We start from the raw sequence: 25,295 nt of genomic DNA, 5'->3' as shown, positions 1-25,295 counted from the left end.
GGACCAATGGTCCATTTTTGTGAAACGCGAAGACTGGACCGCGCTGGTTCACTTTCTGAACAATGGGCATCACCGACCGTGCGCGCGTTCCATCACTGCGTGATCCGCCAAGGCGCGATCAATGAAATGCGCCGCCGATCCGGTGTAGCGCAGCGGATCGAACAGGCGGTCCAGCCCATCCAGCCCCAGCGCCGCGACGATCTCCGCATCCTCGGCCAACAGGTCGCGCAAGGGGCGCTGGTCGGCGATGGCGCGGCGGCTGGCCTCCGCCACGCGGGCGTGGGCGGCCAGACGGCCCATCGTCTCGCCCAGCGCCATCGTCACCGCTTCGGCCAGGATCAGGCCGCGCGTCAGCTCCAGATTCGCCCGCATCCGCTCCGCGTCCACCGTCAACCCGTCGATCATGGCGGCGGCGTGATGGGCCGCCCCGGCGACCAGCCGGGCGAGGTCGGGCAGGGCCTGCCATTCGGCGTGCCAACCGCCCAAGCCCCGTTCATGCTCCTGCACCTGCGCGGCGAGCAGCCCGCCGACCAGCGCGGGCGCGCGCAAGGCGGTGGAGAGCAGGACGGCGCAGGACACCGGGTTGCGCTTGTGCGGCATGGTGGAGGAGCCGCCGCGACCAGGGCCGGACGGCTCGAACGCCTCGCCAACCTCCATCTGCATCATCAGCGACACGTCGCGCCCGATGGTCCCCAGCGTTCCGGCGAGGATGCCCAGCGCCGCCGCCAGTTCGGTCACACGGTCGCGGCTGGCGTGCCAGGGCAAAGCGGGCAGGGGAAGGGAAAGCGCCACCGCCAACGCCTCGGCCACCGCCGGGCCGGAATCGCCCAGCGCCGCCAGCGTTCCCGCCGCGCCGCCGAATTGCAGCGCCAACCGCGCGCGCGCCGCCGCCAGCCGTTGCCGGTCGCGGCCCAACGAGTCGAGCCAGACCGCCGCCTTCAGCCCGAAGGTCGTCGGCAAGGCGTGCTGCAACCAGGTGCGCGCCACCATCGGCGTCGCCCGGTGGCGGTCGGCCAGAACCGCCAGCCCGGCGGCCAGAGTCGCCAAGGTGGCGTCCAGCCCATCGATGAAGCCGCGCAATTGCAGAACCAGCCCGCTGTCCATGGCGTCTTGGCTGGTCGCCCCCCAATGGACGAAACGGGCGGCCTCCGCGTCGGCGTCGGCCACCTTGCGGGTCAGATGCTTGACCAGGGGAATCGCCGTGTTGCCCGCCAGCGCCGCTTCCGCCCCCAAGGCCGCCACGTCGTAGAGCGTGGCGTCGCAGGCCGCCGCGATGGCGGCGACCGCGCCGGACGGGATGACGCCGACCGCCGCCTCGGCCCGCGCCAGCGCCGCCTCAAAATCCAGCATGCCTTGCAGGCGCGCGCGCGGGGAAAAGGCGTCCGCCGCGTCGGGCGTGGTGAACAGCGGGTCAAGCAGCGGGTCGGCGTAGGGAATCCCGCTCATGACGCCGACGCCCCGGCCTCTTCGGCGTCCATCTCCTCATAGACCGCGCGGGCGAGCGCGATGGCGTGGTTGGCGGCGGGAACCCCGGCGTAGACGGCGGCTTGCAGCAGGACTTCCTTCACCTCGTCGCGGGTCACGCCGGTGTTGCGGGTGGCGCGGATGTGCAGCTTGAACTCGCCGTCATGGCCCAGCGCGGCCAGCATGGCGATGGTCAGCAGGCTGCGGGTCCGACGGTCCAATCCGGGCCGGGTCCAGATCGACCCCCAGGCGGTTTTGGTGATGAATTCCTGGAAATCACGGTCGAAATCGCTGGCGCGAGCGAGCGAGCGGTCGACATGGGCGTCGCCCAGCACGGTGCGGCGCACCACCATGCCCCGGTCATACAGGCCGCGCTCCGGCATCTCGGCGGGAGCGGAGAGGTTGGTCAAAAACTCCAGGATCAGCGCGGCCAGCTCCGCCGGGCGCTCGACGCAGGGAATGTGCGCGGCGTCGGGCAAAATGGCGAAGCGCGCGCCGGGGATGCCGTCGGCCAGTTCGCGCGCCAGGGCGGGGGAGGTCGCCAGATCCTCCGACCCCACCACCACCAGGGTCGGCGCGGCGATGCGGGCGTTGTCGGCGCGCAAATCGGCGTCGCGGATCGCCATGGAGCAACCGACATAGCCATCGACCGGCGTCCGGCTGAGCATGGCGACGTAGCCGCGAATGAGATCGGGGCGCTCGGCCCGGAAACGCTCGGTGAACCAGCGGGCCATGACGCCCTCGGCGATGCTGGCCAGACCATTGGCGCGGATCGCCGCGATCCGGTCGGCCCAGATCGACGGCGGGCCGATCAACCCGGCGGTGTCGCACAGGATCAAGCCGTCCACCCGCTCCGGCGCTTTCACCGCCAGCCGCTGCGCCATCATGCCGCCGATGGACAGGCCGCAGACATGCGCCCGCCCGACGCCCAGCGCGTCAAGCAGCGCCACCGCGTCGTCGGCCAGCCGATCCATGCTGTACCCGCTGTCCGCGCCCACCGGCGACACGCCGGTCAATCCATGGCCGCGCATGTCGTAGCGCAGAACCCGGAAGCGCTGGGTCAGCGCGGGCAGGGTGGCGTCCCAAATGTGCAGGCTGGTGCCGATGGAGTTGGCGAGCAGCAGAACCGGCGCGTTGGCCGGTCCGGTCAGATCGTAATGGACCGTCAATCCGTCGGCGTCGATGAAGGGCATAGGATCCTCCCGGTGGTCTTGGTTTTTGTGGGGAGGGAGTGTCCGTTGCCCCCTCCCTAACCCTCCCCCGCTCACGCGGGAGAGGGAACGCGAGCGCTTCAGCCGCCTGCCCCCTCTCCCGCTGACAAGCGGGGGAGGGCTGGGGAGGGGGCCGAGCGCCGCCTTACACCCGCTCGATCAACAGCGCGATGCCCTGACCGACGCCGATGCACATGGTGCAGAGTGCGCTGCGTCCGCCGGTTCGCTCAAGCTGATAGAGCGCCGTCGTCACCAGACGCGCGCCGCTCATGCCCAGCGGGTGGCCCAGCGCGATGGCCCCGCCGTTCGGATTCACATGCTCGGCGTCGTCGGGCAAGCCCAGCTCGCGCAGCACCGCCAGACCTTGCGCGGCGAACGCCTCGTTCAGTTCGATGAGATCCACCGAAGAGATGGGACGGCCCAACCGTTCCAGCAGCTTTTTCGTCGCCGGGGCCGGGCCGATGCCCATCACGCGCGGCGGCACGCCAGCGGTGGCCCCCGACACGACGCGGGCGCGCGGCGTCAGGCCAAAGCGTTTGACGGCGGCCTCCGACGCGATCAACACGGCGCAGGCCCCGTCATTGACGCCCGACGCGTTGCCCGCCGTCACCGTGCCGCCCGCCCGAACCACCGGCTTCAGCGCGGCCAGCGCCTCCAGCGTCGTGGCGCGCGGGTGCTCGTCGGTGGTGACGGTGGTTTCGCCCTTGCGGCCCTTGATGACCACCGGGGTGATTTCCTGGGCCAGCGTGCCGTCGGCGATGGCGCGGGCGGCGCGCTGTTGGCTGCGCAGCGCGAAGGCGTCTTGGTCAGCGCGGCTGATCTTCCAGTCGTCCGCCACATTCTCCGCCGTTTCCGGCATGGAATCGACGCCGTGGAGCGCCTTCATCGCCGGGTTGACGAAGCGCCAGCCGATGGTGGTGTCGTGAATCTCGGCGGCGCGGGAAAAGGCGCTCTCGGCCTTGCCCATGACGAAGGGGGCGCGGCTCATGCTTTCCACGCCGCCCGCGATCATCAGCTCCGCATCTCCCGCCTTGATGGCGCGGGCGGCGGTGGCGATGGCGTCGAGGCCGGAGCCGCAGAGGCGGTTCATCGTGGTTCCCGACACGACGTCCGGCAGACCGGCCAGCAGGCTGGACATGCGGGCGACGTTGCGGTTGTCCTCCCCCGCCTGGTTGGCGCAGCCAAAGATGACGTCGTCCACCGCCGCCCAATCAACCCCGGCGTTGCGCGCCATCAGCGCCCGCAGCGGAACCGCGCCCAGATCGTCGGGGCGCACCGACGACAAGGCCCCGGCGTAACGCCCGATGGGCGTGCGGATGGCGTCGCAAATGTAAGCCTCGCTCATCGCGATCAACCCTCCGAACTGGTGCTTTGCCCGTGCGCCTTGGCGGTGCGGGCCTGAAGATCGCGCAGCGCGGCCAGCGCGTCGGCGTCGGGAATTTCGGTGACTTTCAGATCGGGCGAGATTTTGACGTCCCAGCCGGTCGCCTCGCGCACCTGCTCCACCGTCACGCCGGGGTGGATGCTGGTCAAGGTCAACTCGCGCGTCACCGGGTCGGGGGTCAGGATGCCCAGATCGGTGATGACCGCCGTCGGGCCACCGCCGGTGATCCCGGCCTTTTCCCGCGCGTCGCCGCCATCCAGGAAGCCCGCCGAGGTGATGAAGGGCAGCTTTTCGACGAAGGCCTTCTTGTTCTGCTTCAGAACGATGAAGACCTCCTTGGCCTGCGCCGCGATTTCCGGGGCGCCGCCGGCGCCGGGCAGCCGAACCTTGGGGTTGTCGTAGGGGCCGATGACCGTGGTGTTGATGTTGGCGAAACGGTCGATCTGCGCCGCGCCGAGAAAGCCGACGTCGATCCGCCCGCCCTGGAGCCAGTAGCGGAAAATCTCCGGCGTGCTGACCACGGTGTCGGCGGTGAGCGACAGGTCGCCGTCGCCGATGGACAGCGGCAGGACGGTCGGCTTCGCGCCAATCGGGCCGGATTCGTAAATCAGCACGACGTCGGGCGCGTGGGTCAGCCGGGCGAGGTTGGCGGCGGTGCTGGGCAGGCCGATGCCGACGAAGCACACCGTGCCGTCCTGCAACAGGCGGCTGGCCGCCACCGTCATGATTTCGGTGGCCGAAAATTCGAGATTTGAGGATTCCAGATTGGCCATCACACCGTCTCCCGCTTTGCGCCGTCGTTTACGCCGTCATTCAGCACCCGCTTGAAATCCGCGAAATCCACGGTGTCGAGGACATGGCGCTTCATCCAGGCCTGGAAAACGTCGCGGGTGCGGGCGATGGGATCCCAATCCTTGTAGAATTTGTTGTCGCGCTCCGAATAGCCTTGCGCGTAGGACGGATAGGCCCCGCCCGGAACATGACAGACGGCGGACACCGCCCAGCTCGGCAGCACGCAGGAATTGGTCGGCGCCTCCAGATCGTCGACGATCTCCTCCACCGTGATGATGGAGCGTTTGGCGGCCAGAACCGCTTCCTTCTGCACGCCCAAAATGCCCCACAGCAGCACGTTGCCGCGCCGGTCGGCCTTTTGGGCGTGGATCACGGTGACGTCGGGGCGCACCGACGGGATCGCCGCCAGCTTTTCCCCGGTGAAGGGGCATTCGACGAAGCGGATGTTCGGGTTGACCTTCGGCAGGTCGGAGCCGGTGTAGCCGCGCAGCAGGGCGAAGGGCAGGTTGGACGCGCCCGCGACATAGGCGTTGGCCATGCCCGCGTGGCTGTGCTCCTCAATGTCCAGCTTGTGCGGCCAGCCCTGTTCGACCGCGTCGCGGAAGCGGTGGAGCGAGCCGACGCCGGGGTTGCCGCCCCAGGAGAAGATCAGCTTGCGGGCGCAGCCCATGCCGATGATCTGGTCATAGATCAGATCGGGGGTCATGCGGACCAGCGTCAGATCCTTTTTGCCCTGACGAATGATCTCGTGACCGGCGGCGTGGGGGATGAGGTGGGTGAACCCCTCCAAAGCGACGGTGTCACCGTCTTGCACAAGGCTGGACACCGCCTCGCGCAGGGGTGTGATGAGCGCCATAAGACCTCCCATTTGTGCGAAAATCGCACATCTATTTCCCTTTGCGCCCAGAATGTGCGGCGAGACCGCCTTATGTCAAGGGCGAAAAACGATGCATAAGTTCGGTAATCGCCCATATTGCGCCGCAGCACAACGAATGCCTGTCCGCAAAAACTCGGAATCTTGATGTTTCTGTTGTTTTACAGATGATTATCCTAAGTCTTCCTTTTGGGCGTTAATCGCCCGTAAAATCATATATCGCACTTGACGATCCGCTTTCCCCTCAGTAGGCTGCACGGAAGATCACGCAGCCGGGATTCACCCGACGCGACCCTGACAGTGGACATTGGGAGGGATGATGACGACGACTCTGCGCAAGGCGCTTTTGGGCGCGGTTTTTGCCGCTTCACTGGGCGTTGGCGCCGCCGACGCGGCGACCATCAAGGTTGGGGTGATCGCCCCCTTCTCCGGCCCCTTCGCCATGTTCGGCCAGACCTTCAAGGAGGGCATCGCCATCTATCAGGCCGAACATGGCAAGACGGTCGGCGGCGACACGGTGGAGTTTGTTTTCAGGGATCTCGATCAGGCCAACCCGGCGCAGTCGAAGGCTTTGGCGCAAGAGTTGATCGTCAAGGAGCGGGTGAGCTTCCTGGCCGGATTCACCTTCACCCCCGACGCGATGGCCGTGGCCCCCCTGATCGACGAGGCCAACATCCCCGCCGTGATCTTCAACGCCGCGACCTCCGCCATCACGGAAAAATCGCCGCGTTACGTCCGCACCTCCTTCACCTTGTGGCAGAACACGGTGCCGCTGGCCAACCACATCGCCAAGCTGGGCGTCAAAAAGGCGATCACCGCCGTCAGCGATTACGGCCCCGGCATCGACGGCGAAACCGCCTTCAAGGCCACCTTTGAAAAGGCGGGCGGCGCAGTGGTGGACACCATCCGCATGCCGCTGAAATCAAACGATTTCGCCCCCTTCATGCAGCGCATCAAAGACAGCGGCGCCGAAGCGGTCTACGCCTTCCTGCCCGCCGGGCCGACGACTCTGGCCTTCGCCAAGGCCTTCACCGACAATGGCCTGAAGGAGAAGGGCATCCAGTTCTTCGGCCCCGGCGACATCACCCAGGAACCCGACCTTCCGGCGCTGGGCGACGCGGTGCTGGGGATGACCACCAGCTTCCATTACAGCCAAGCGCACGAGTCGGCGGCGAACAAGAGCTTTCTGGCGAAATACAAGGAGCTGTTCGGCTCGTCGGACAACGCCACCTTCACCTCGGTCGGCGCTTACGACGGCGTGCATCTGATCTACACCATGATCGCGAAGACCGGCGGCAAGATCGACGGGCTGAAGGCGGTGGAGGCGGTGAAGGGCATGAGCTGGGAAAGCCCGCGCGGCCCCGTGACCATCGACCCCGACAGCCGCCACATCCGCCAAACCGTCTATCTGCGCACGGTGGAGCGGGTGAACGGCAAGCTGCAAAACACCGAAAAGGCGTCCTTCGCCGACCAACCCGATTTTGGTTACAAGGTCGGCAAGTAAGCGGGTTGCGTGACGCCCCCCTCTTCCCGTGTGGGAGAGGGGACGGCCCAGCGAACAGGCGGAGCGTTTCATGGAAACCATGTTTGGCATCGCCGTGGACGGCGTCGCCTATGGGATGATCCTGTTCATCATTTCGGTCGGCCTGTCGGTGACGCTGGGGCTGATGCGGGTGGTCAATCTGGCCCATGGCGCCTTCGCCATGGTCGGCGGCTACGTCGCGTCCTACGCCGCGCAATCCTTCGGGCTGCCCTACGCGGCGGCGCTGCTGGTCGCGGTGCTGCTGACGGTGTTGGCGACGCTGCCGCTGGAAAAGCTGCTCTACCGCCGCATCTACGGCCATGCGAACGAGCTGTCGCAGGTGCTGCTGACCATCGGCTTGACCTTCGTCATCGTCGCGTCGGTCAATTACCTGTTCGGCCCGTCGCTGAAGCGGATCCCGTTGCCCGACCTGCTGCTCGGAACCGTTTCCTTGGGGCCGAAATCGATCCCGACGCACCGCGCCTTCGTCATCGCCGCCGGAGCCGTCACCCTGCTTGGCCTGTGGTGGTTGCTGGAGCGCACCGATTTCGGCATCCGCCTGCGGGCGGCGGTCGATGATCCGGCGATGGCTGCCGCGCTCGGCATCCGCACCGAACGGCTTTACATGGCGACCTTCGCCTTGGGCACCGGCCTCGCGGCGCTGGGCGGCGTGTTGGGGGCGGAACTGCTGCCGTTGGAACCCTATTACGCCATCCGCTACATCGTGCTGTTTCTGGCGGTGGTGGCGGTCGGCGGGGCGGGCAGCATCTTCGGATCCGCCGCCGCCGCTCTGGCCTTGGGAATCACCGACACGGCGGGCAAATATCTGATCCCGAATTTCGGCGAGTTCTTTTTCTACGCGGCCTTGATCCTGATCCTGTTCCGCTGGCCGCACGGCTTCTTCAAGGGGAAGATGGCATGAGCGCCACCATGACCGATGGCCTGAGCAAAGGAACGACCGGCCCGATGACCCGCGACACCACCGCCCTGGCGGCGCCCCGGCGCGATTTCGGTTGGCTGGCCGCGCCGATCACCGGCGCGCTGGGGTTGGCGGCCTTCTGGCTGTTCCCCGAGGATCTCGGGCTGATGACCCGCATCGCCGCGACCGCGCTCTATGTGCTGTCGCTCGATCTTGTGCTGGGCTATTGCGGAATCGCCACGCTGGGGCATGCGGCGATGTTCGGAACCGGAGCCTACGCGGCGGGGATCGCGGCGGTCCATCTGGTCAACGACCCGCTGGTCCTGCTGCTGATCGGCGGCGCGGCGGGCGGCGTGATGGCGCTGGTCACGGGCGGCTTGATCCTGCACGCGCGCGGCCTGACCCTGCTGATGCTGACCATCGCGGTGACGCAGATCGTCCAGGAGGTCGCCAACAAGGCGCGCGACTGGACCGGCGGCAGCGACGGCCTGTCCGGCGTCGATCCCGCCCCGTTGTTGGGCCTGTTCCGCTTCGACATGTTTGGCCGGACCTCCTACCTGTTCGCGGTGGCGGTTCTGGTGGTCGGCATGGTGGCGGCGCGGCGGATCGTGCGCTCCCCCTTCGGGCTGGCCTGCCGGGGGGTGAAAGAGGATCCCTTGCGGATTTCAGCGCTGGGCGGCTCGCCGCGCGCCTATCTGGTGACGATGTACGCGGTGGCCGGGATTTTCGCCGGGGTGGCCGGGGCGCTGACCGCCGTCAGCAGCGGCATCGTCGGCTTGGACAGCGTCAGCTTTTCCTGGTCGGCGGAGGCGCTGGTCATGCTGGTGCTGGGCGGAACCGGGCGGCTCTATGGCGCGGTGATCGGCACGGTGGCCTTCATGACCGTGCACCACATTCTGGCGGCGACCGATCCCTTTCACTGGATGCTGTTCATCGGCCTGTTCCTGATGGGCATCGTCCTGTTCCTGCCTGGCGGCATCGCGTCGGGCGGCGAGCGGTTGCGCGCCCTGCTGGCCCGCAAGGGCGAGGGAGATCAGGCATGACCATTCTTTTGGAGGTTCAGGGACTCAGCAAGAATTTCGGCGGGCTTCAGGTGTCCTCCGACATCAGCATGAGCCTGAAGGCGGGCGACCGCTGCGCCCTGATCGGGCCGAACGGCGCCGGGAAAACCACCTTCGTCAACCTTGTCACCGGCGTGCTGCCGCCGACCGCCGGGGCGATCCGGCTGGATGGCCGCGACGTCACCAAATTGTCGGCGGCGGATCGGGTGCGGCGCGGCTTGATCCGCTCCTTCCAGGTCGCCCGCCTGTTCAAATCCATGACGGTGCGCGAGCATATGGAGCTGGCGGTGCTGCAACGCGACCGCCGCACCTTCCGCCTGTTCGCCTCCGTCGCCAAAACCGCCGGGCTGGCCGACGAGGTGGCGGAGTGTCTGGGCCTGATGGGGCTGGGCGCGGCGGCGGAAACGCCGGTCGGCTCGCTGGCTTACGGGCAACAACGCTTGCTGGAAATCGCCTTGGCGCTCGCCATGCGTCCGAAAGTGCTGATCCTCGACGAGCCGGCGGCGGGCGTTCCCCATTCGGAAAGCCAGCGCATCCTGGACGCCATCGACCGCCTGCCCAAGGATCTGGCAGTTTTGATGATCGAGCACGACATGGATTTGGTGTCGCGCTTCGCGTCCTCCATCGTCGTGCTGGCGCAGGGCAAGCTTTTGTGCAGCGGCGCGACGCGCGACGTCATGGCGGACCCCCGCGTCCGCGAGGTTTATTTGGGGAGCCGGGCCAATGCGCATTGACGGCCAGGGTATCGAAAAGGGCTTGCTGGAGATCGGCGACCTGCGCGCCGGGTACGGCGCCACGGTGATTTTGGAGGGCGTCTCCTTCACCGTGCCGCCGCGTGGGCGTCTGGCCCTGTTGGGGCGCAATGGCGTCGGCAAATCGACGACTCTGGCGACGCTGGTCGGGCAGACGACGCGCCATGGCGGCTCGATCAAATTGGACGGGGTGGAGTTGAGCGGCTTGGCCTCCTCGGCGCGGGCGGCGGCGGGGTTGGGTTATGTGCCGCAGACCCGCGACGTCTTCAAATCCCTGACGGTCGAGGAAAACCTCGTCACCGGCCTGAAGGGCCGTCCGCGCGCCGCGTTGGAGGAGGCCTACGCCCTGTTCCCCCGCCTGGGCGAGCGGCGGCGCAACGGCGGCGCCGAGCTGTCGGGCGGCGAGCAGCAAATGCTGTCGGTGGCCCGCGCGCTGCTGGGCCAACCCACTGTCCTGCTGCTCGACGAACCGTTGGAGGGGTTGGCCCCGGTGATCTGCGACCTGCTGATGGACGCCCTGTCCAAGCTGGACATGACCGTCATCCTGGTGGAGCAGCAGATCGACCGGGCGCTGGAGTTCGCCGACAGCGTCGTCTTCCTCGACCGGGGCCGTGTGGTCCACGCCGGACCCGCCCAACACGCGGCGGACGACGCGGCGCTGCTGGAACGCCATCTCGGAGTCGCCTTGGCGGCGTGACCTTATGAGCCGGGGCGGAAGGCGCGGCAGACCTCCGGGTCGGTGTCGATCCGCCCCGCCCCGATCAAATCCAGGCAATAGGGAATCGCCGGAAACACGGCCATCAAGCAATCCTCGATGGCCGAGGGTTTGCCCGGCAGATTGACGATCAGGCAGGATCCGCGAATCCCCGCCGTCTGGCGCGACAGGATGGCGGTCGGCACGACCTCCAGGCTGACCTTGCGCATCACCTCGCCAAAGCCCGGCATCATCTTCTGGCACACCCGTTCGGTCGCCTCCGGCGTCACGTCGCGCGGGGCGGGGCCGGTGCCGCCGGTGGTGACGATCAACCCGCAACCCGCCGCGTCGGCCAACGCCGCCAACGTGGCGGCGACGCCGTCCAGATCGTCGGGGATCACCCGCGCCTCGGCGACCCAGGGGGAGGCGATGACGCGCGCCAACACGGCGCGAATCGCCGGGCCGCCCTTGTCCTGATAAACGCCCTGGCTGGCGCGGTCGGAAACGGTGACAATGCCGATGCGGATCGGGGTTGCGGTCATGACGCGTGGCGTCCTTCTGACGGTCGAACAGACAAGAGCGCGACCATAGCCGAAAGCCGCCCCCGCCGGGTTTGACCGCCGTCAAGTCGCGCGGACTCCCTCACAAGGATGTGAACCCTCATTAGATTTAATTCATGATGGGCGTCATGACCCCGGTGCTAAGGTTCGACCATTGCGACAACATTGGGAGAATCATCATGATCGGTGGGGTATCATCCTCGACGCCGTCCTATTCCCCCCAACAGCTTCAGGCCGCCGCGTCTCAGGTTGCGAAGGTGGACAGCGACGGCGACAACGACGCCACGGAATCGGCGTCGGTGAAAGCCAAGGAGTCGGGCGGCGCGCCGTCGTTGCCGACCGATCCGAACCGTGGGCGGAACCTCAACATCTCCGCGTAACGGCGCAGCATGGTCAAGGAGCGCCGCCGTTTCGGCGCCCGCTTGGCCGTGCCGTGTGCAGCCCTGACCATTTCGACCCGTTGATCTCCCTTCACTCCGCCTACGCCCCGCAGGGCGCCTATGGCGGATGCGCAGGGTCGCCACGCCTGACGCCGTGCTACCATTGACCTGACAATCTGTGTGCCTTTGGCGCCGGAGGAGCGTGTCATGGCCCTCCCTCTTTTCCGCAAGCTCGCCTTGTTCGCCCTCGCCGCCGCTGGCCTGATGTTTGGGATTGGCGCCTGGTGGCTGGGCGAGGATCGGATCGCCGCCTGGATTTGGGCGGCGGGCAGCCTGCCGACGCTGGCGGTTCTGCTGCTCCACATTGTTCAGGCGATCCGACGCGGCGAAGCCGGGCTGGACATCATCGCCGTGCTGGCCCTGTCGGGAACGCTGGCCTTGGGCGAGCCGCTGACCAGCGCCGTCATCGCCCTGATGGTCTCCAGCGGGCAGCTTTTGGAAGGCTGGGCGGCGGCGCGCGCGCAGCGGGAAATGACGGCGCTGCTCGACCGGGCGCCGCGTCAGGCCAACCGCTGCGAGGCCGACGGGCAGATCGTCACCATCCCCCTCGACGACGTCAAGGCGAACGACCGGCTGCTGGTCCGCGCGGGCGACGTGCTGCCGGTGGACGGCACGCTGGCGGCGGGCGTCGCCGTGTTGGACGAAGCGGCCCTGACCGGCGAACCGCTGCCGACCCGTCACGAGGCGGGCGGGCGGCTGCGCAGCGGCGCGACCAACGTCGGCGACGCGTTCGAGTTGATCGCCGTCACCACGGCGGCGGACAGCGCCTATGCCGGAATCATCCGGTTGGTGCAGGCGGCGCAGACGTCGAAGGCTCCGGCCTCGCGGCTGGCCGACCGTTACGCCTTGCTGTTCGTGCCGTTGGCGCTGCTGGTGGCCGGACTCGCCTGGCTGTTGTCGGGGGATCCCAACCGCGCCCTGGCCGTTCTGGTGGTGGCGACCCCCTGTCCGTTGATCCTGGCGGTGCCCGTCGCCATCGTGTCGGGCATGTCGCGGTGCGCCAAACGCGGCGTTCTGGTCAAGGGGGCGGGGGCGTTGGAAACGCTCGCCACCGTGAAAACACTGCTGTTCGACAAGACCGGCACGCTGACCGGCGGGCGGGCGCGGGTCGTGGCGCTGGAGATCGGAGACGACGGCAAAGACGCGAACGGGCAGGGCGGCGCCATCGACCCCAGCGAGATGTTGCGGTTGGCCGCGTCGCTCGATCAGGCGTCGCAGCATGTGCTGGCGGAGGCGATCATCGCGGCGGCTCAGGCGCGCGGCCTGTCCCTGTCGGCCCCGACCGCCGTCCACGAACAGCCCGGCGCGGGGTTGACGGGACAGGTCGATGGCCGCCGGGTGTCGGTCGGCAGCGTCGCCTATGTCGAGGAACAGGCCCCGGCCCCACAGCCGCCACCCTGGCGCGCCCGCTTCCTGCGCCGCATGGGCTATGAGGGGGCGGCTGGCGTCTTCGTCGCCGTCGATGGCGACATGATCGGCGCGATCCTGCTGGCCGACGAGATTCGCCCAGAGGCCGCCCGCTCGCTCCGCCTGCTGCGCAAGGCCGGGGCCGAACGGCTGGTGATGGTGACGGGCGACCGCAGCGACGTCGCCGAAACCATCGGCGCCGCGCTGGGGCTGGATGACGTGATCGCCGATTGCACCCCTGCCGACAAGGTGGCGGCGGTTGAGGCGGCGAAGCGCCTTGGTCCGACCCTGATGGTGGGCGACGGCGTCAACGACGCGCCCGCCCTGGCGTTGGCCGACGTCGGGGTGGCGATGGGCGCGCGCGGCGCCGCCGCCTCGTCGGAAAGCGCCGACGTGGTGCTGCTGGTGGATCGGCTTGACCGGCTGGCCGAGGCGATGCGCATCGCCCGCCGCTCGTGCCGCATCGCCGTGGAAAGCGTGCTCGTCGGCATGGGGTTGTCCTTCGTCGCCATGGGCGTCGCGGCGGCGGGCTTTTTACCGCCCTTGAGCGGCGCGGTGTTGCAGGAAATCATCGACGTCGCGGTGATCGCCAACGCCCTGCGGGCGCTGGGCGACGGGCGCTTTGGCCGCAAAGCCGACGCCTTCCCCGCTGGCGAAGCCGCCGGGCTGAAGGCCGAACATGACGCGCTGCTGCCGCTCCTCGACCGCATCCGCGCCACCGGCGACCGGCTGTCGGCGGGACAGACGGCGCCGACCAAACAGGATTTGGCCGATCTGGCCACTCATCTGCGCGACGAGCTGCTGCGCCACGAGCAGGAGGACGACCGCGCGCTCTACCCGAAGGTCGCCCGGCTGATCGGCGGCGCCGATCCGATGGCGGCGATGAGCCGGGGCCATCGCGAGATTGGCCAATTGGTGCGCCGCTATGGCCGGATGGTGGCCGACCTCCCCGACGACGCCCCGGACGATCCGGCGGCCTTGCACGAGACGCAGCGCGTTCTTTACAGCCTGGACGCCATCCTGCGCCTGCATTTCGCGCAGGAGGAAGAGATTTATCACGCGCTCGCCGACGCGGCGTAAGGAAGCGGCGCCGCTTCCCTTGTGTGACGCTCGCCTTGCGCGGGGAAAGTCACTACAGTCCGCGCTATGGGATTGGCGGAGAAACCGCGCCGATCATGGGTTGTCACGGTTCCGAACAGGGTGGGTTGTCTCCGGGATGCTGTCGCAAAAAGCCAAATACGCCCTTCGCGCGCTTATCATGCTCGCCGAACAGGCCAACAACGACGATCTGATTTTGATCGCCGACATCGCCGAACGCGAGAACATCCCCCGCAAATTCCTGGAAGCCATCCTGGTCGAATTGCGCAAGCACGGGCTTCTCTACGCCAAACGCGGCAAAAGCGGCGGCTATCGTCTGGCCCGCCCGGCGTCGGAGATCTCCTTTGGCGAGGTGATCCGGTTGATCGACGGGCATCTCGCGCCCTTGCCCTGCGCCAGCAAATTTTCCTTCAAGCCGTGTGAGGATTGCGGCGATCCCGCCGTCTGTTCGGTGCGCTGGTTGATGATGCAGGTCCGCGACGCCACCGCAGGGGTTCTGGACAATCACAGCCTGTCCGACGCTCTGCGCCACCGTCAATCCACCGGCGCTTTGGCGATGAACTTCGACATTTGAGCGGGGCCTGGACCGTCCAGGAACATCCCGCAAATCGAGCGCCGCCGCAATTCGGGTCGCCCCCAATCGGTGGAACGGTCGTGGGCGGGGGAAAGTACAATCCAATTCCCTTATAAAAGAGTATCATGAACCACAAGGGGTTTGCGGGCGTTCGTCCCCTGCAAGCGCCGCCAAGTGGCGCACGTCGCGCGGCGACCGGGATCAAATTTGGATCCAGGTCGGAGGGGGTGATTCATGGTCGAAGCAATCAAATCAAAAATTCCGAGTCCAACCCACAAAAAAGACAGCGGCGTTCATCTTTCAAAAACATTGATTTTATTGCTGCTTCCACTCCTTTTTTTCCTCCATCTTCCCATCGCCGTTGGGTCGATGGAAATCCTGCACTACCTGCCGCTCCACACGCTGTTTGAGACCTTTTCCATCGCTGTGGCGGCTCTTGTCTTCGCCATCGGTTGGAACTCCTACACCCAACAGACGACTCCGGCCCTTCTGGCGCTGTCCACGGGTTTCCTCGGCGTGGCTTTGCTGGATTTCGGGCATCTCCTGTCCTACGCCGGAATGCCGGATTTCGTGACCCCCTCCGGCCCGGAAAAAGCCATCGTCTTTTGGCTGGCGGCGCGGTTCCTTGCGGCGATCTCCTTGTTGGCGGCGGCCGTGCTGTCCTGGAAGCCGCAACCGTCGCAAGCGCCGCGCTATCTCCTGATCGTCGCCGTGTTGCTGGCGACGGCGGCGGTCTATGGCGTCACCCTGTGGTTTCCAGAGATTTTGCCGCGCACCTTCATTCCGGGGCAGGGGCTGACGCCGATCAAGCTTTACGCCGAATACACGCTGGTTGCGCTGTATGGTGGAGCGGCCCTGGCCTTCCACTGGCGCCGCCGCCGCCCATCGACGTTGGACGTGCCCCGGCTGATCGTCGCCGCCGTCGCCATCGTCATGAGCGAGCTGTGCTTCACCCTCTATTTCAGCGTTTACGACCTGTCGAACGCCGCAGGCCATGTCTACAAGGTGATTGGCTATTGGTTTTTGTACCGGGCGATCTTCGTCACCTCCGTTCACCACCCCTATGACGCGCTGAACCAATCGCAATGGGAGTTGTGGGCGGAAAAGGAGCGGATGCGCGTCACGCTGCTGTCGATTGGCGACGGGCTGATCGCCACCGACACCGACGGACGGGTGACGCTGATGAACCGCGCCGCCGAACGGCTGACCGGCTGGACCATGGCCGAGGCGCTGGGCAAGCCGGTGTCGGATGTTTTCACCATCGAAAACGCCGAGACCGGGCGGGCGGTCGCCGTTCCGGTCGAACAGGTTCTGCGGGATGGCGAGATCGTCGGTTTGGCCAATCACACCATACTGGTGTCCCGCGACGGCGCCCGCAGCCACATCGCCGACACAGCCGCGCCGATCCGCGACCGCAGCGGCGCGTTGCACGGCGTCGTGCTGATTTTCCAGGACGTGACGGAAACCTACAACAGCCGCGAAGCCCTGAAGGAAAACCTGTCGCTGACCACGGGCGTTCTGGAAAGCGCGGCTTGCGGCGTCATCGCCACCGGCCTGGACGGCGTCGTCCGCGTCTTCAACCGGGAGGCCGAACAGATCACCGGCTACAGCGCCGGGGAGATGTTGGAACAGCCGTCCTCGGCCCTGCTGCGCCTGCACGACGCCGAGGAGTTGCGCGCCCAGGCCGAACGGGTGAGCCGCGCGCTGCAACGCCCGATCAAGCCGGATTTTGAGCTGTTCGTCGCCGCCGCGCAGGACAGCGGCCTGCCCGAACAGCGGGAATGGACCTGCGTCCGCAAGGACGGGGCGCGGCGAACGGTGTCGCTGGTGGTCAGCGTTCTGCGCGACAGCGGCGGGGTAATTCGGGGCTATTTGGGCATCATGCTGGATGTCACCGAAAAGAAGCTGGCCGAACGGCAAATCGAAAATTTGGCCTATTACGACCCCTTGACCAATTTGCCCAACCGCCGCTTGCTGCTGGAAAGTCTGAGCCAAGCGCTGCAAACCGCCCGTCGGGCCGGGCGGCATGGCGCGCTGCTGTTTCTTGACCTCGACCATTTCAAAAATCTCAACGACGCGCGCGGCCACACGGCGGGCGACGCCCTGCTGCGCGAGTTGGCACAGCGTCTGCGCGGCGTTCTGCGCAAGGAGGAGATGGTCAGCCGTTTGAGCGGCGACGAATTCGTCATCCTGTTGCCCGACCTGGGCGCCGATCAGACGGCGGCGGCGTCCATCGCCCGGCAGGTTGCCGACAAGCTGCGGCTGGCCGTGGCCCTGCCGTTCCGCTTGGACCAGCAGGATTACAGCCTGTTCGCCAGCGTCGGTCTGACGGTGTTTCCCAAGACGTCGGATGAAACGGTGGACGACATCCTGATCCAGGCCGACAGCGCCATGTACGCGGCGAAGGACGGCGGCCGCAACGGTGTTCGCGAATTCGATCCGCAGATGCGGGCGGAGGCGGAATCGCGCCTGCGGCTGGAGCAGGATTTGCGCAAGGCGGTCGAAGGCGACGAATTCACCCTGTTCCTGCAACCGCAAACCACCGCCGACGGCGCGTTGGTCGCCGCCGAAGCGCTGGTGCGCTGGAACCACCCGACGCGCGGGCTGGTCGCCCCCGGCGGGTTCATCGCGGTGGCTGAAAATTCCGGGCTGATCCTGCCCTTGGGCGATTGGATTTTAACCGAAGCCTGCCGCATCCTCCGCCGGTTGGAGGACGCGGGCAGCCCCTGCCATTTGTCGGTCAACATCAGCCCCCGGCAGTTTCGCCAAACGACTTTCTGCGCGACGGTGCTCGCCATCCTGAACCAGACGCGGGCCAACCCACGGCGGTTGACGCTGGAAATCACCGAAGGCATCGCCATCGACGACGTCCATGACACGGTCGCCAAGATGCGGGAATTGAGCGCCTGCGGGGTGTCCTTCTCGTTGGATGATTTCGGCACGGGTTACTCGTCGCTGTCCTACCTGAAGCAGCTTCCGGTCAGCGAAATCAAAATCGACCGCTCCTTCATCCAGGATGTGGACGGCAACAGCCACAACGCCGCGCTGGTCGACATAATCCTGTCCATCGCCGACCGGCTGGGGTTGCGGACGGTGGCGGAAGGCGTGGAAACCGCCGAGGATCGGGATTTCCTGAAAGAGCGCGGCTGCGCCATCTTCCAGGGCTATTATTTCAGCCGCCCGATCCCGGTGGACGCCTTTTTCCGCGCCTATGCGCCACCTGCGCTCCCGGAAAACGTCCAGCCGCGCGTGGAGGCCGACGCCCTGTCCTAGCCTCCGCTCGCCGGGCCGTCACTCCATCGGCAGGCCGACGTAATTTTCCGCCAGCGCCGTCATCGCCGCGCGGGAATGGACGACGTAATCCAGATCGGCCAGATGAATGCGCTGCTCGAACGAGGTTTCGTTCGGGTTGTGGTGCAGCATCGTCGTCATGTACCAGGAGAAACGCTCGGCCTTCCAAATGCGGCGCAGGCATTGCGCGCTGTAGCCCGCCAAACCGTCGCCGTCGTTCGATTTGAAAAAGGCGGTCAGGGCGCGGGACAGGACCAGAACGTCGGCGACCGCCAGATTCAGCCCCTTGGCCCCCGTCGGCGGCACGATGTGGGCGGCGTCGCCCGCCAGGAACAGGCGGCCATGCCGCATCGTTTCGCAGACGAAGCTGCGCATGGCGATGATGCCCTTTTGGAACACCGGCCCTTCGGTCAGGGACCAGCCGCTTTTGTCCTCCAACCGGGTGTGCAGTTCCGACCAAATGCGGGCGTCGGACCAGTTGGCGATGTCGTCTTTGGGATCGACCTGGATGTAAAGCCGCTGCACCTCCGGCGAACGGGTGCTGAGCAGAGCGAAGCCACGCTCGTGCGCGGCGTAGATCAACTCCGGGTGCGAGGGCGGGGCGGAGGTCAGAATGCCAAGCCAGCCAAAGGGATAGACGATCTGATGCTCGCTGCGGATCGCCGTGGGGATCGTCTGACGGCTGGGGCCGTGGAAGCCGTCGCAGCCAGCGATAAAGTCGCAGCGCAGCTCTTCGACCGGCCCGTCGGGGCTGCGGCGGAAGGTGATGGACGGCTGGTCGGTCTCCACGCCATGAAGCTGGACGTCGGACACGCCGAAAAGAATCTCTCCGCCATCCTCCAGCCGGGCGGCGACCAGATCGCGGATCACCTCATGCTGGGCGTAGACGGTGACGCGCTTGCCGCCGGTCAGCTCCGCCATGTCGATGTGATGGCTTTCGCCGTTGAAGCGCAGGGTGATGCCGGAATGGAAATGGCCCTCGCGCATCATGCGCTCGCCCAGGCCCATCTGATTCATCAGATCAACCACCCACTGCTCCAACACCCCGGCGCGGATGGTGCCTTCGACCTCCGCCCGGCTGCGGCTTTCCAGAATGACGGTTTCGATGCCTTGACGGTGCAGCAGATGCGCCAGAAACAAACCGGCGGGTCCGGCGCCGATGATGCCGACGGGCGTGCGGGTGATGGTGGCCATGTCTCTCAAACCTTCTGCGCGGGATTTTGCGGATGGAGCTTTTGAATAACAATCGGCTCCATCAATCGTTCTGAGCCGATCCTACCCCGCGCTTGGCGAGGGCGGACATAGACGAAGCGCTGAAAGTCTTGTACTTTTCATCGTCCATTTCTCCGGTCCCCGGCATGCCCGCATCCCTTGAACCCATTCCACGCTATTGGCTTTATGGCGAACCTCCAGCGGTTCCCGAGCTGCGATTCGTCCATGTTGAAACGATTCCAGAGCGGATGCGCTTGCACAATTGGGAGGTTCAACCCCACCGCCATGACGGGTTGAGCCACAGCCTGCTGGTCACGCGCGGCGGCGGGCGGCTGACGGTGGACGCGGAGGAGTGGCGGTTCCGCGCGCCCGCCCTGATCGCGGTTCCGGCCCAGGTGGTCCACGGCTTCCGCTTCGATCCCGACACCGACGGGTCGGTGTTGACCATGTCGGAGGGGTTTCTCGCCAGCGTGCTCGCCGCCGTTCATGACGCGGAGTTGCGGGCGGCGTTGGCGCTTCCCTTCGCCCATGATCTGGCCGCCGACGCGCCGGAAACCGCCGACCTCGCCGCCGCCTTCGCCGCCATCACCGCCGAATTCCGCGCCCACCACGTCGGCCGGGCGAGCGCCATCGCCGCCCAGGTCACGCTGACGCTGGTGACGACGGCCCGGCTATTCGCCGCGCAGGGCAGGGGGGAACAGGGGCAATCGCCCGACATCCGCTTGCTGGCCCGGTTGCGCCACCTGATCGACGAGCGGTTTCGCGCGCATTGGCCGGTGGACCGCTACGCCGCCGCGCTGGGCGTCACCACCGGACGGCTCAACGCCGCCTGCCGCCGCGTCACCGGGCGGTCCACCCTGCAACTGATCCACGCCCGCCTGATGCTGGAGGCGCAGCGGTCGCTGATCTACACCGGGCATGGCATGGCCGAGATCGGCTACGCGCTGGGCTTTGAGGATCCGGCCTATTTCTCGCGTTTTTTCACCCAACGCGGCGGGCAATCGCCGCAAGCCTTTCGTCGGGCGCATTGGGAAGATCGCCGACATGCGTCAACCGGGGGCGATCCTGACCGCATAGAGCTTGACCCGGACGGGGCGTCCTTACCAAACTAGTCCCGTTGGATTTTAGCAAACGGCTGGGAAAGACGGACGGATGGACACCCTCGGCCTTACGGTGCGCGACCCGTCGCCGGTCGGGCAAAACCTGTGGCGAACCCTGTGCGCCGACGCCACCCGCGTCGCGGCGGAAGAAAAGACGCTGCGCGTGTTCCTGAACGAATCCGTCCAGTCGCATGATTGTTTTGGCTCGGCGCTCGCCGCGCTTTTGGTGCGCAAGCTGGCCGACCGGGTGATGCCGCCGGACCGGCTGGCCGTCACCGTGCAGGCGGCCTTTGATTCCGAGGCGGGCATCGTGGATTCCGCCGCCGCCGATCTGGCCGCCATCCTGGCCCGCGACCCGGCGGCGGACAGTTGCCTGACGCCGTTTCTCTATTTCAAGGGCTACCACGCCTTGCAATGGCACCGCGTCGCCCATTGGCTGTGGAAGCAGGACCGCCACAACCTCGCCCATTTCCTGCAAAGCCGGGTGTCGGAAACCTTCGCCGTGGACATCCACCCAGCGGTGCCGGTCGGGCGCGGGGTGTTCATCGACCATGGCACCGGCGTCGTCATCGGTGAAACGGCGGTCATCGGCAACGACGTCTCCATCCTGCAAAACGTCACGCTGGGCGGCACCGGCAAGGAGCATGGCGACCGTCACCCCAAGGTGCGCGACGGCGTGCTGCTGGCGGCGGGGGCCAAGGTCCTGGGCAACATCACCATCGGCGCCCACGCCAAGGTTGGCGCGGGCAGCGTCGTTTTGAAGGACGTGCCCGGCTGCGCGACGGTGGCCGGCATCCCGGCCCGCATCGTCGGCTGGTGCCGCGACGAGCTGGCCCCGGCGCTCAGCATGGACCAGAGCCTGCAACAGGGCGATTACAGCATCTGAGGGAAGCGCCGCGCGCCCGGTTCGGGCGTGTGGCGCTTCAGGATAGAACCCACCGATTCAGGCAAATTAAACGCATAATTATTCTTATGGAAAATAAATCCGTCTCACACGACAAACCGCCGCCACGCGGGAATCCCTGCGCGCTTAATCAATCTGTTCCGGGTTCAAATTGTATTTTCCATAAATCGCGGCAACCCGACCGCTCGCGGCCATATTCTTCAGGATGCCGTCGAGTTCGGCGGCGCGCTTGGCCAACCCGCTGTTCTTGGCCATGCCGTAATAATTTTCGCCGTCGATGGCTTGCTGGTAGGGAGCGTAGGCCACATTCGTGACGTTCAGCGCCTTCAGCGTCGCGTCCAGGGCGGGTTTGTCCACGGTGGCGATGACGTCAAAACGCCCGGCGGACAGCATGTTGACGAGGCTGCCGTCATCGTTGGATTCAACCTTCTTCAGAGTCTTGTCCGCGTCGAAACGATCAAAATACGCGGTGCCGCGCTTGATCCCCACGGTCAGCCCCGCGAGATCCTCGTATTTCGACACGGATGCTTTGCCATTGGGAGCGAGGAAATACACCTTTCGCTTTTGCACCGCGATCGGGCCAAGGAAGGTGATGTAGGGTTCCCGGTCCGCCGTCCGCCGCACCCGTGGCACAATCACATCCTTGCCGCTCTGCAAATCTTGGACGCTGCGGGGAAATGGGACGTTTTCCCAAGCCAGCGTGACGCCCATCTTCGCCACGGCCTCGTCCAGAACATCTTTCAAGGGGCCGGAAATCGTGCCGCTCTCCACCGTAAGCTCCGGTGGGCGGGGCCGGGCGTGGGCGGTCACGGTGTCCGCCCGAACGGATGAGAGCGACGCGGACAAAGCCGCGACCGTCAGAAACACCGCCGCTGTGATCGACAGCCTCATTCCTTCCTCCCTGACCTGTTTGGCGATCCGGCCACGCTCATGCGCCGCCAGAGAAACCCCATTCTGCTGATTGTTTTATTAACAAACCAATATGGTCCACTGGCGTTCTTCCTCCATCGGACATGATCCGGCCACGCCGCCATACGCCCCAGCACAGTTTGGAAAACATATTGCAGGTGCGCACGGATGGTTGAAACTTGAACAGGAATCGGCATTCTGTTCACTCTGGTCTGACCAATTGAAACGCAGAGTCTTGTCTGCCGCTTTTTTGGCCACATCCGTTCCGACTGACCCGCGACGCCCGCCTTTTTGAGGAATCAACCGCCCATGCCCGACATCGTGCTCCAGGAAGAACCCGAGAAGGATCGCCCGCTTCGCGACGACATCCGCCTGTTGGGCCGCATCCTGGGCGACACCGTGCGCAGCCAGGAAGGCGAGGCCGTCTTCGACATCGTGGAACTGATCCGTCAGACCTCCATCCGTTTCCACCGGGATGAGGACCAAGGCGCGCGGCGCGAGTTGGAAGGCATTTTGAACAGCCTGTCGCCCAAGCAGACCTCGCGGGTCGTCCGCGCCTACAGCTTCTTCTCGCATTTGTCGAACATCGCCGAGGATCAACACCACATCCGCCGCACCCGCGCCCACGCGCTGGCCGGATCGGCCCCGCGCCCCGGCACCATGGCCCACGCGCTGGGCGAGGCGCGCAAGGCGGGCGTGACGTCGCAGCAATTGCAAGAGTTCTTCGCCACCGCCCTGGTCAGCCCGGTGTTGACCGCCCACCCGACCGAGGTGCAGCGCAAAAGCATCCTGACCGTCCAGATGGATCTGGCCCGCCTGCTGTCGGAGCGTGAGCGCGGCCCGATGACGGCGGAAGAGGAGCAGGTCAATCTGGAAGGCATGCAGCGCGCCGTCCTGACCCTGTGGCAGACGGCGATCCTGCGCGGCTCCAAGCTGGCGGTGATCGACGAGGTGGTCAACGGCCTGTCCTTCTACGATTACACCTTCCTGCGCCAGATGCCGCGCTTCTACGCCGCGCTGGAAGACCAGTTGCGCGCCCAGGATCCAAGCTGGTCCAGCACCGAGCTGCCCTCCTTCCTGCGGATGGGAAGCTGGATTGGCGGCGACCGCGACGGCAACCCCTTCGTCACCGCCCCGGTCCTGCGCGACGCGATGCGGATGCAAAGCACGCGGGCGCTGACCTTCTACCTTGAGGAATTGCACACGCTGGGCGCGGAGTTGTCGCTGCACACCCGCAACGTCAGCGTGTCGGAACCGTTGCGCCAACTGGCCGATCTGTCGCCGGACACCTCCACCCACCGCAAGATGGAACCCTACCGTCAGGCGATCTCCGGGATTTACGCCCGCTTGGCGACGACGTTGCAACAATTGGACGGGCGCGAATCCGCCCGCCACGCCGTCGGCGCGGCCAACCCCTACGCCACGGCGGCGGAACTGCGCGCCGATCTCGACATTCTCGACCGTTCGCTGACCGTCAACGGCTCGGCGGCGCTGGCCAAGGGGCGGTTGCGCCATCTGCGCCGGGCGGTCGAGCTGTTCGGCTTCCACCTCGCCAGCGTCGATCTGCGGCAGAATTCCGACGTGCATGAGCGTTCGGTCGCCGAACTGCTGGCCTTCGCCAACCCCGACATCCGTTACAGCGACTTGTCGGAGGATGAGCGGATCGAGCTTCTGCTGACCGAGTTGCAGACCAACCGCCCGTTGGCTTCGGCCTACGCCGACTATTCGGAGGAAACCAGTTCGGAACTGGCGATCCTGCGCGCCGCCGCCGAAAGCCGCGCCCGCTTCGGCGCCAACGCCGTGGTCAATTGCGTCATCTCCAAAACCGACGGCGTGTCGGACATTCTGGAGGTCGCGGTCTTGCTGAAAGAGGCGGGGCTGCTGCGCCCGAAGGACGGCGCGCTCGACCTCAACATCTCCCCGCTGTTCGAGACCATCGGCGATCTGCGCAACTGCGCCGCCACGATGGACCGTTTGCTCTCCCTGCCCGCCTACCGCCGTTTCCTCGACAGCCGGGGCGGCGTGCAGGAGGTCATGCTGGGCTATTCCGACAGCAACAAGGATGGCGGTTTCCTCACCTCCGGCTGGGAGCTTTACAAGGCGGAAATCGCCCTGGTCGAGGTGTTCGCCCGGCACAAGGTGCGGCTGCGCCTGTTCCATGGCCGGGGCGGTTCGGTCGGTCGCGGCGGCGGACCCAGCTATCAGGCGATCCTGGCCCAACCGGCCGGCGCCGTTCAGGGATCCATCCGCATCACCGAGCAGGGCGAGGTGATCGCCGGCAAATACTCCAACCCCGAGGTTGGTCGGCGCAATCTGGAAACGCTGGCCGCCGCCACGCTGGAAGCGACCCTGCTGCACCCGGAGGCCGCCGCCCCCTGCTCCGCCGAGTATCTGGCGACGATGGAGGAGCTGTCTGGCCACGCCTTCGCCGCCTATCGCGGTCTGGTTTATGAAACCGAAGGGTTCGAGACCTATTTCTGGCAATCGACGGTCATCGGCGAAATCGCCAATCTGAACATCGGCAGCCGCCCGGCCTCGCGCAAGAAATCGACCAGCATCGAGGATCTGCGCGCCATTCCCTGGGTGTTCAGTTGGGCGCAATGCCGCCTGATGCTGCCGGGCTGGTACGGCTTCGGTTCCGCCGTCAAGGCGTGGCTGGCCGCCAACCCGGACGACGGTTTGGCCCGCCTTCAGGCGATGCACCGCGATTGGGGCTTTTTCCGCACGCTGCTGTCCAACATGGACATGGTGCTGGCGAAGTCGAACATCGCCATCGCCTCGCGCTATGCCGAGTTGGTGGTCGATCCGGTCCTGCGCGAAACCATCTTCTCGCGCATCCGGGCGGAATGGCAGGACAGCATCGACGCCCTGCTGGCCATCACCGGGCAAAGCGCCCTGCTCGACGGCAACCCGCTGCTGGCCCGCTCGATCCGCAACCGCTTCCCCTACCTCGACCCGCTCAACCATGTGCAGGTCGAGTTGCTGAAGCGCCATCGCTCCAGCGACAGCGGCGAACAGATCGCGCGCGGCATCCACCTGACCATCAACGGCATCGCAGCGGGCCTGCGCAACAGCGGTTGAACGGGGGAATGGCGAGGGGATTTTTTCCCCTCGCCTGCCCTCTCGC

Annotated in this window: 20 protein-coding genes; 12 read left to right on the top strand and 8 right to left on the bottom strand. The window is 66.3% G+C overall.

Annotated features, from left to right (window positions below; translation table 11 throughout):
- Positions 1 to 69 precede the first annotated feature (69 nt).
- The 5 genes from D3877_RS22075 to D3877_RS22055 all read right to left on the bottom strand — a co-directional run bounded on the left by D3877_RS22075 (position 70) and on the right by D3877_RS22055 (position 5,707).
- Positions 70 to 1,446 (bottom strand): 3-carboxy-cis,cis-muconate cycloisomerase, encoded by a 1,377-nt coding sequence (locus D3877_RS22075; protein ID WP_119832921.1) that lies wholly within the window; start codon positions 1,444 to 1,446, stop codon positions 70 to 72.
- Positions 1,443 to 2,657, bottom strand: a complete 1,215-nt coding sequence (gene pcaDC / locus D3877_RS31140; RefSeq protein ID WP_119832920.1) for a bifunctional 3-oxoadipate enol-lactonase/4-carboxymuconolactone decarboxylase PcaDC — start codon at positions 2,655 to 2,657, stop codon at positions 1,443 to 1,445. Before pcaDC ends, D3877_RS22075 begins: the two co-directional genes overlap by 4 nt.
- Positions 2,658 to 2,820: 163 nt before the next feature.
- The gene (gene pcaF, locus D3877_RS22065; protein ID WP_119832919.1) at positions 2,821 to 4,020 is read right to left on the bottom strand and encodes a 3-oxoadipyl-CoA thiolase; all 1,200 of its coding nucleotides are present in this window, start codon (positions 4,018 to 4,020) and stop codon (positions 2,821 to 2,823) included.
- 5 nt (positions 4,021 to 4,025) lie between these two features.
- A complete protein-coding gene (locus D3877_RS22060; protein WP_119832918.1) occupies positions 4,026 to 4,832 on the bottom strand; it encodes a CoA-transferase subunit beta in 807 nt (268 codons plus the stop codon).
- Positions 4,832 to 5,707: a CoA transferase subunit A gene (locus D3877_RS22055; protein ID WP_119832917.1), complete on the bottom strand. Its 876-nt coding sequence runs from the start codon at positions 5,705 to 5,707 to the stop codon at positions 4,832 to 4,834. Before D3877_RS22055 ends, D3877_RS22060 begins: the two co-directional genes overlap by 1 nt.
- A gap of 334 nt (positions 5,708 to 6,041) precedes the next feature.
- On the opposite strand from D3877_RS22055, the gene D3877_RS22050 reads away from it, so the two are divergent.
- From D3877_RS22050 to D3877_RS22030, 5 genes are all read left to right on the top strand, one after another.
- Complete coding sequence (locus D3877_RS22050; RefSeq protein WP_238475024.1) at positions 6,042 to 7,229, top strand: ABC transporter substrate-binding protein; 1,188 nt, start codon at positions 6,042 to 6,044, stop codon at positions 7,227 to 7,229.
- Between the two features lie 70 nt (positions 7,230 to 7,299).
- Positions 7,300 to 8,169 carry a branched-chain amino acid ABC transporter permease gene (locus tag D3877_RS22045; protein WP_119832916.1) on the top strand — a complete coding sequence of 290 codons (870 nt, stop codon included), beginning with the start codon at positions 7,300 to 7,302 and terminating at the stop codon, positions 8,167 to 8,169.
- A complete protein-coding gene (locus D3877_RS22040) occupies positions 8,166 to 9,209 on the top strand; it encodes a branched-chain amino acid ABC transporter permease (protein WP_238475023.1) in 1,044 nt (347 codons plus the stop codon). The genes D3877_RS22045 and D3877_RS22040 overlap by 4 nt, the downstream gene beginning before the upstream one ends.
- Positions 9,206 to 9,961, top strand: a complete 756-nt coding sequence (locus D3877_RS22035) for an ABC transporter ATP-binding protein (RefSeq protein WP_119832915.1) — start codon at positions 9,206 to 9,208, stop codon at positions 9,959 to 9,961. Before D3877_RS22040 ends, D3877_RS22035 begins: the two co-directional genes overlap by 4 nt.
- Positions 9,951 to 10,676: an ABC transporter ATP-binding protein gene (locus tag D3877_RS22030; RefSeq protein ID WP_119832914.1), complete on the top strand. Its 726-nt coding sequence runs from the start codon at positions 9,951 to 9,953 to the stop codon at positions 10,674 to 10,676. Before D3877_RS22035 ends, D3877_RS22030 begins: the two co-directional genes overlap by 11 nt.
- A gap of 2 nt (positions 10,677 to 10,678) precedes the next feature.
- On the opposite strand, the gene mog is transcribed toward D3877_RS22030, so the two are convergent.
- Complete coding sequence (mog, locus tag D3877_RS22025) at positions 10,679 to 11,215, bottom strand: molybdopterin adenylyltransferase (protein ID WP_119832913.1); 537 nt, start codon at positions 11,213 to 11,215, stop codon at positions 10,679 to 10,681.
- Positions 11,216 to 11,412: 197 nt separating this feature from the next.
- Between mog and D3877_RS22020 the strand changes: the two genes are divergently transcribed.
- The 4 genes from D3877_RS22020 to D3877_RS22005 all read left to right on the top strand — a co-directional run bounded on the left by D3877_RS22020 (position 11,413) and on the right by D3877_RS22005 (position 18,025).
- Positions 11,413 to 11,613, top strand: a complete 201-nt coding sequence (locus D3877_RS22020; RefSeq protein WP_147395255.1) for a hypothetical protein — start codon at positions 11,413 to 11,415, stop codon at positions 11,611 to 11,613.
- Positions 11,614 to 11,820: 207 nt separating this feature from the next.
- A complete protein-coding gene (locus D3877_RS22015) occupies positions 11,821 to 14,160 on the top strand; it encodes a heavy metal translocating P-type ATPase (RefSeq protein ID WP_119832911.1) in 2,340 nt (779 codons plus the stop codon).
- Between the two features lie 136 nt (positions 14,161 to 14,296).
- Positions 14,297 to 14,752 (top strand): RrF2 family transcriptional regulator, encoded by a 456-nt coding sequence (locus D3877_RS22010; protein WP_119832910.1) that lies wholly within the window; start codon positions 14,297 to 14,299, stop codon positions 14,750 to 14,752.
- A 369-nt stretch (positions 14,753 to 15,121) separates the two neighbouring features.
- On the top strand, positions 15,122 to 18,025 hold the full coding sequence (locus D3877_RS22005) for an EAL domain-containing protein (RefSeq protein WP_119833156.1): 2,904 nt from the start codon (positions 15,122 to 15,124) through the stop codon (positions 18,023 to 18,025).
- Positions 18,026 to 18,043: 18 nt separating this feature from the next.
- On the opposite strand, the gene D3877_RS22000 is transcribed toward D3877_RS22005, so the two are convergent.
- Positions 18,044 to 19,237, bottom strand: a complete 1,194-nt coding sequence (locus D3877_RS22000; RefSeq protein WP_119832909.1) for a 4-hydroxybenzoate 3-monooxygenase — start codon at positions 19,235 to 19,237, stop codon at positions 18,044 to 18,046.
- A gap of 164 nt (positions 19,238 to 19,401) precedes the next feature.
- Here D3877_RS22000 and D3877_RS21995 point away from each other — a divergent pair, with 164 nt between their 5' ends.
- Together D3877_RS21995 and cysE are read left to right on the top strand one after the other, a co-directional pair.
- On the top strand, positions 19,402 to 20,367 hold the full coding sequence (locus tag D3877_RS21995; protein ID WP_119832908.1) for a helix-turn-helix domain-containing protein: 966 nt from the start codon (positions 19,402 to 19,404) through the stop codon (positions 20,365 to 20,367).
- Between the two features lie 40 nt (positions 20,368 to 20,407).
- Positions 20,408 to 21,241: a serine O-acetyltransferase gene (cysE, locus tag D3877_RS21990; protein WP_119832907.1), complete on the top strand. Its 834-nt coding sequence runs from the start codon at positions 20,408 to 20,410 to the stop codon at positions 21,239 to 21,241.
- Positions 21,242 to 21,385: 144 nt separating this feature from the next.
- Here cysE and D3877_RS21985 read toward each other — a convergent pair whose 3' ends face one another.
- On the bottom strand, positions 21,386 to 22,150 hold the full coding sequence (locus tag D3877_RS21985; RefSeq protein WP_119832906.1) for a substrate-binding periplasmic protein: 765 nt from the start codon (positions 22,148 to 22,150) through the stop codon (positions 21,386 to 21,388).
- Positions 22,151 to 22,477: 327 nt separating this feature from the next.
- Between D3877_RS21985 and ppc the strand changes: the two genes are divergently transcribed.
- Positions 22,478 to 25,249, top strand: coding sequence for a phosphoenolpyruvate carboxylase (gene ppc, locus D3877_RS21980; RefSeq protein WP_119832905.1), 2,772 nt, complete (start codon positions 22,478 to 22,480; stop codon positions 25,247 to 25,249).
- Positions 25,250 to 25,295 lie beyond the last annotated feature (46 nt).

The sequence above is a fragment of the Azospirillum cavernae genome (assembly GCF_003590795.1).
GTDB lineage: Bacteria > Pseudomonadota > Alphaproteobacteria > Azospirillales > Azospirillaceae > Azospirillum > Azospirillum cavernae.
This window is presented reverse-complemented; position numbering and strand designations above follow the sequence as displayed.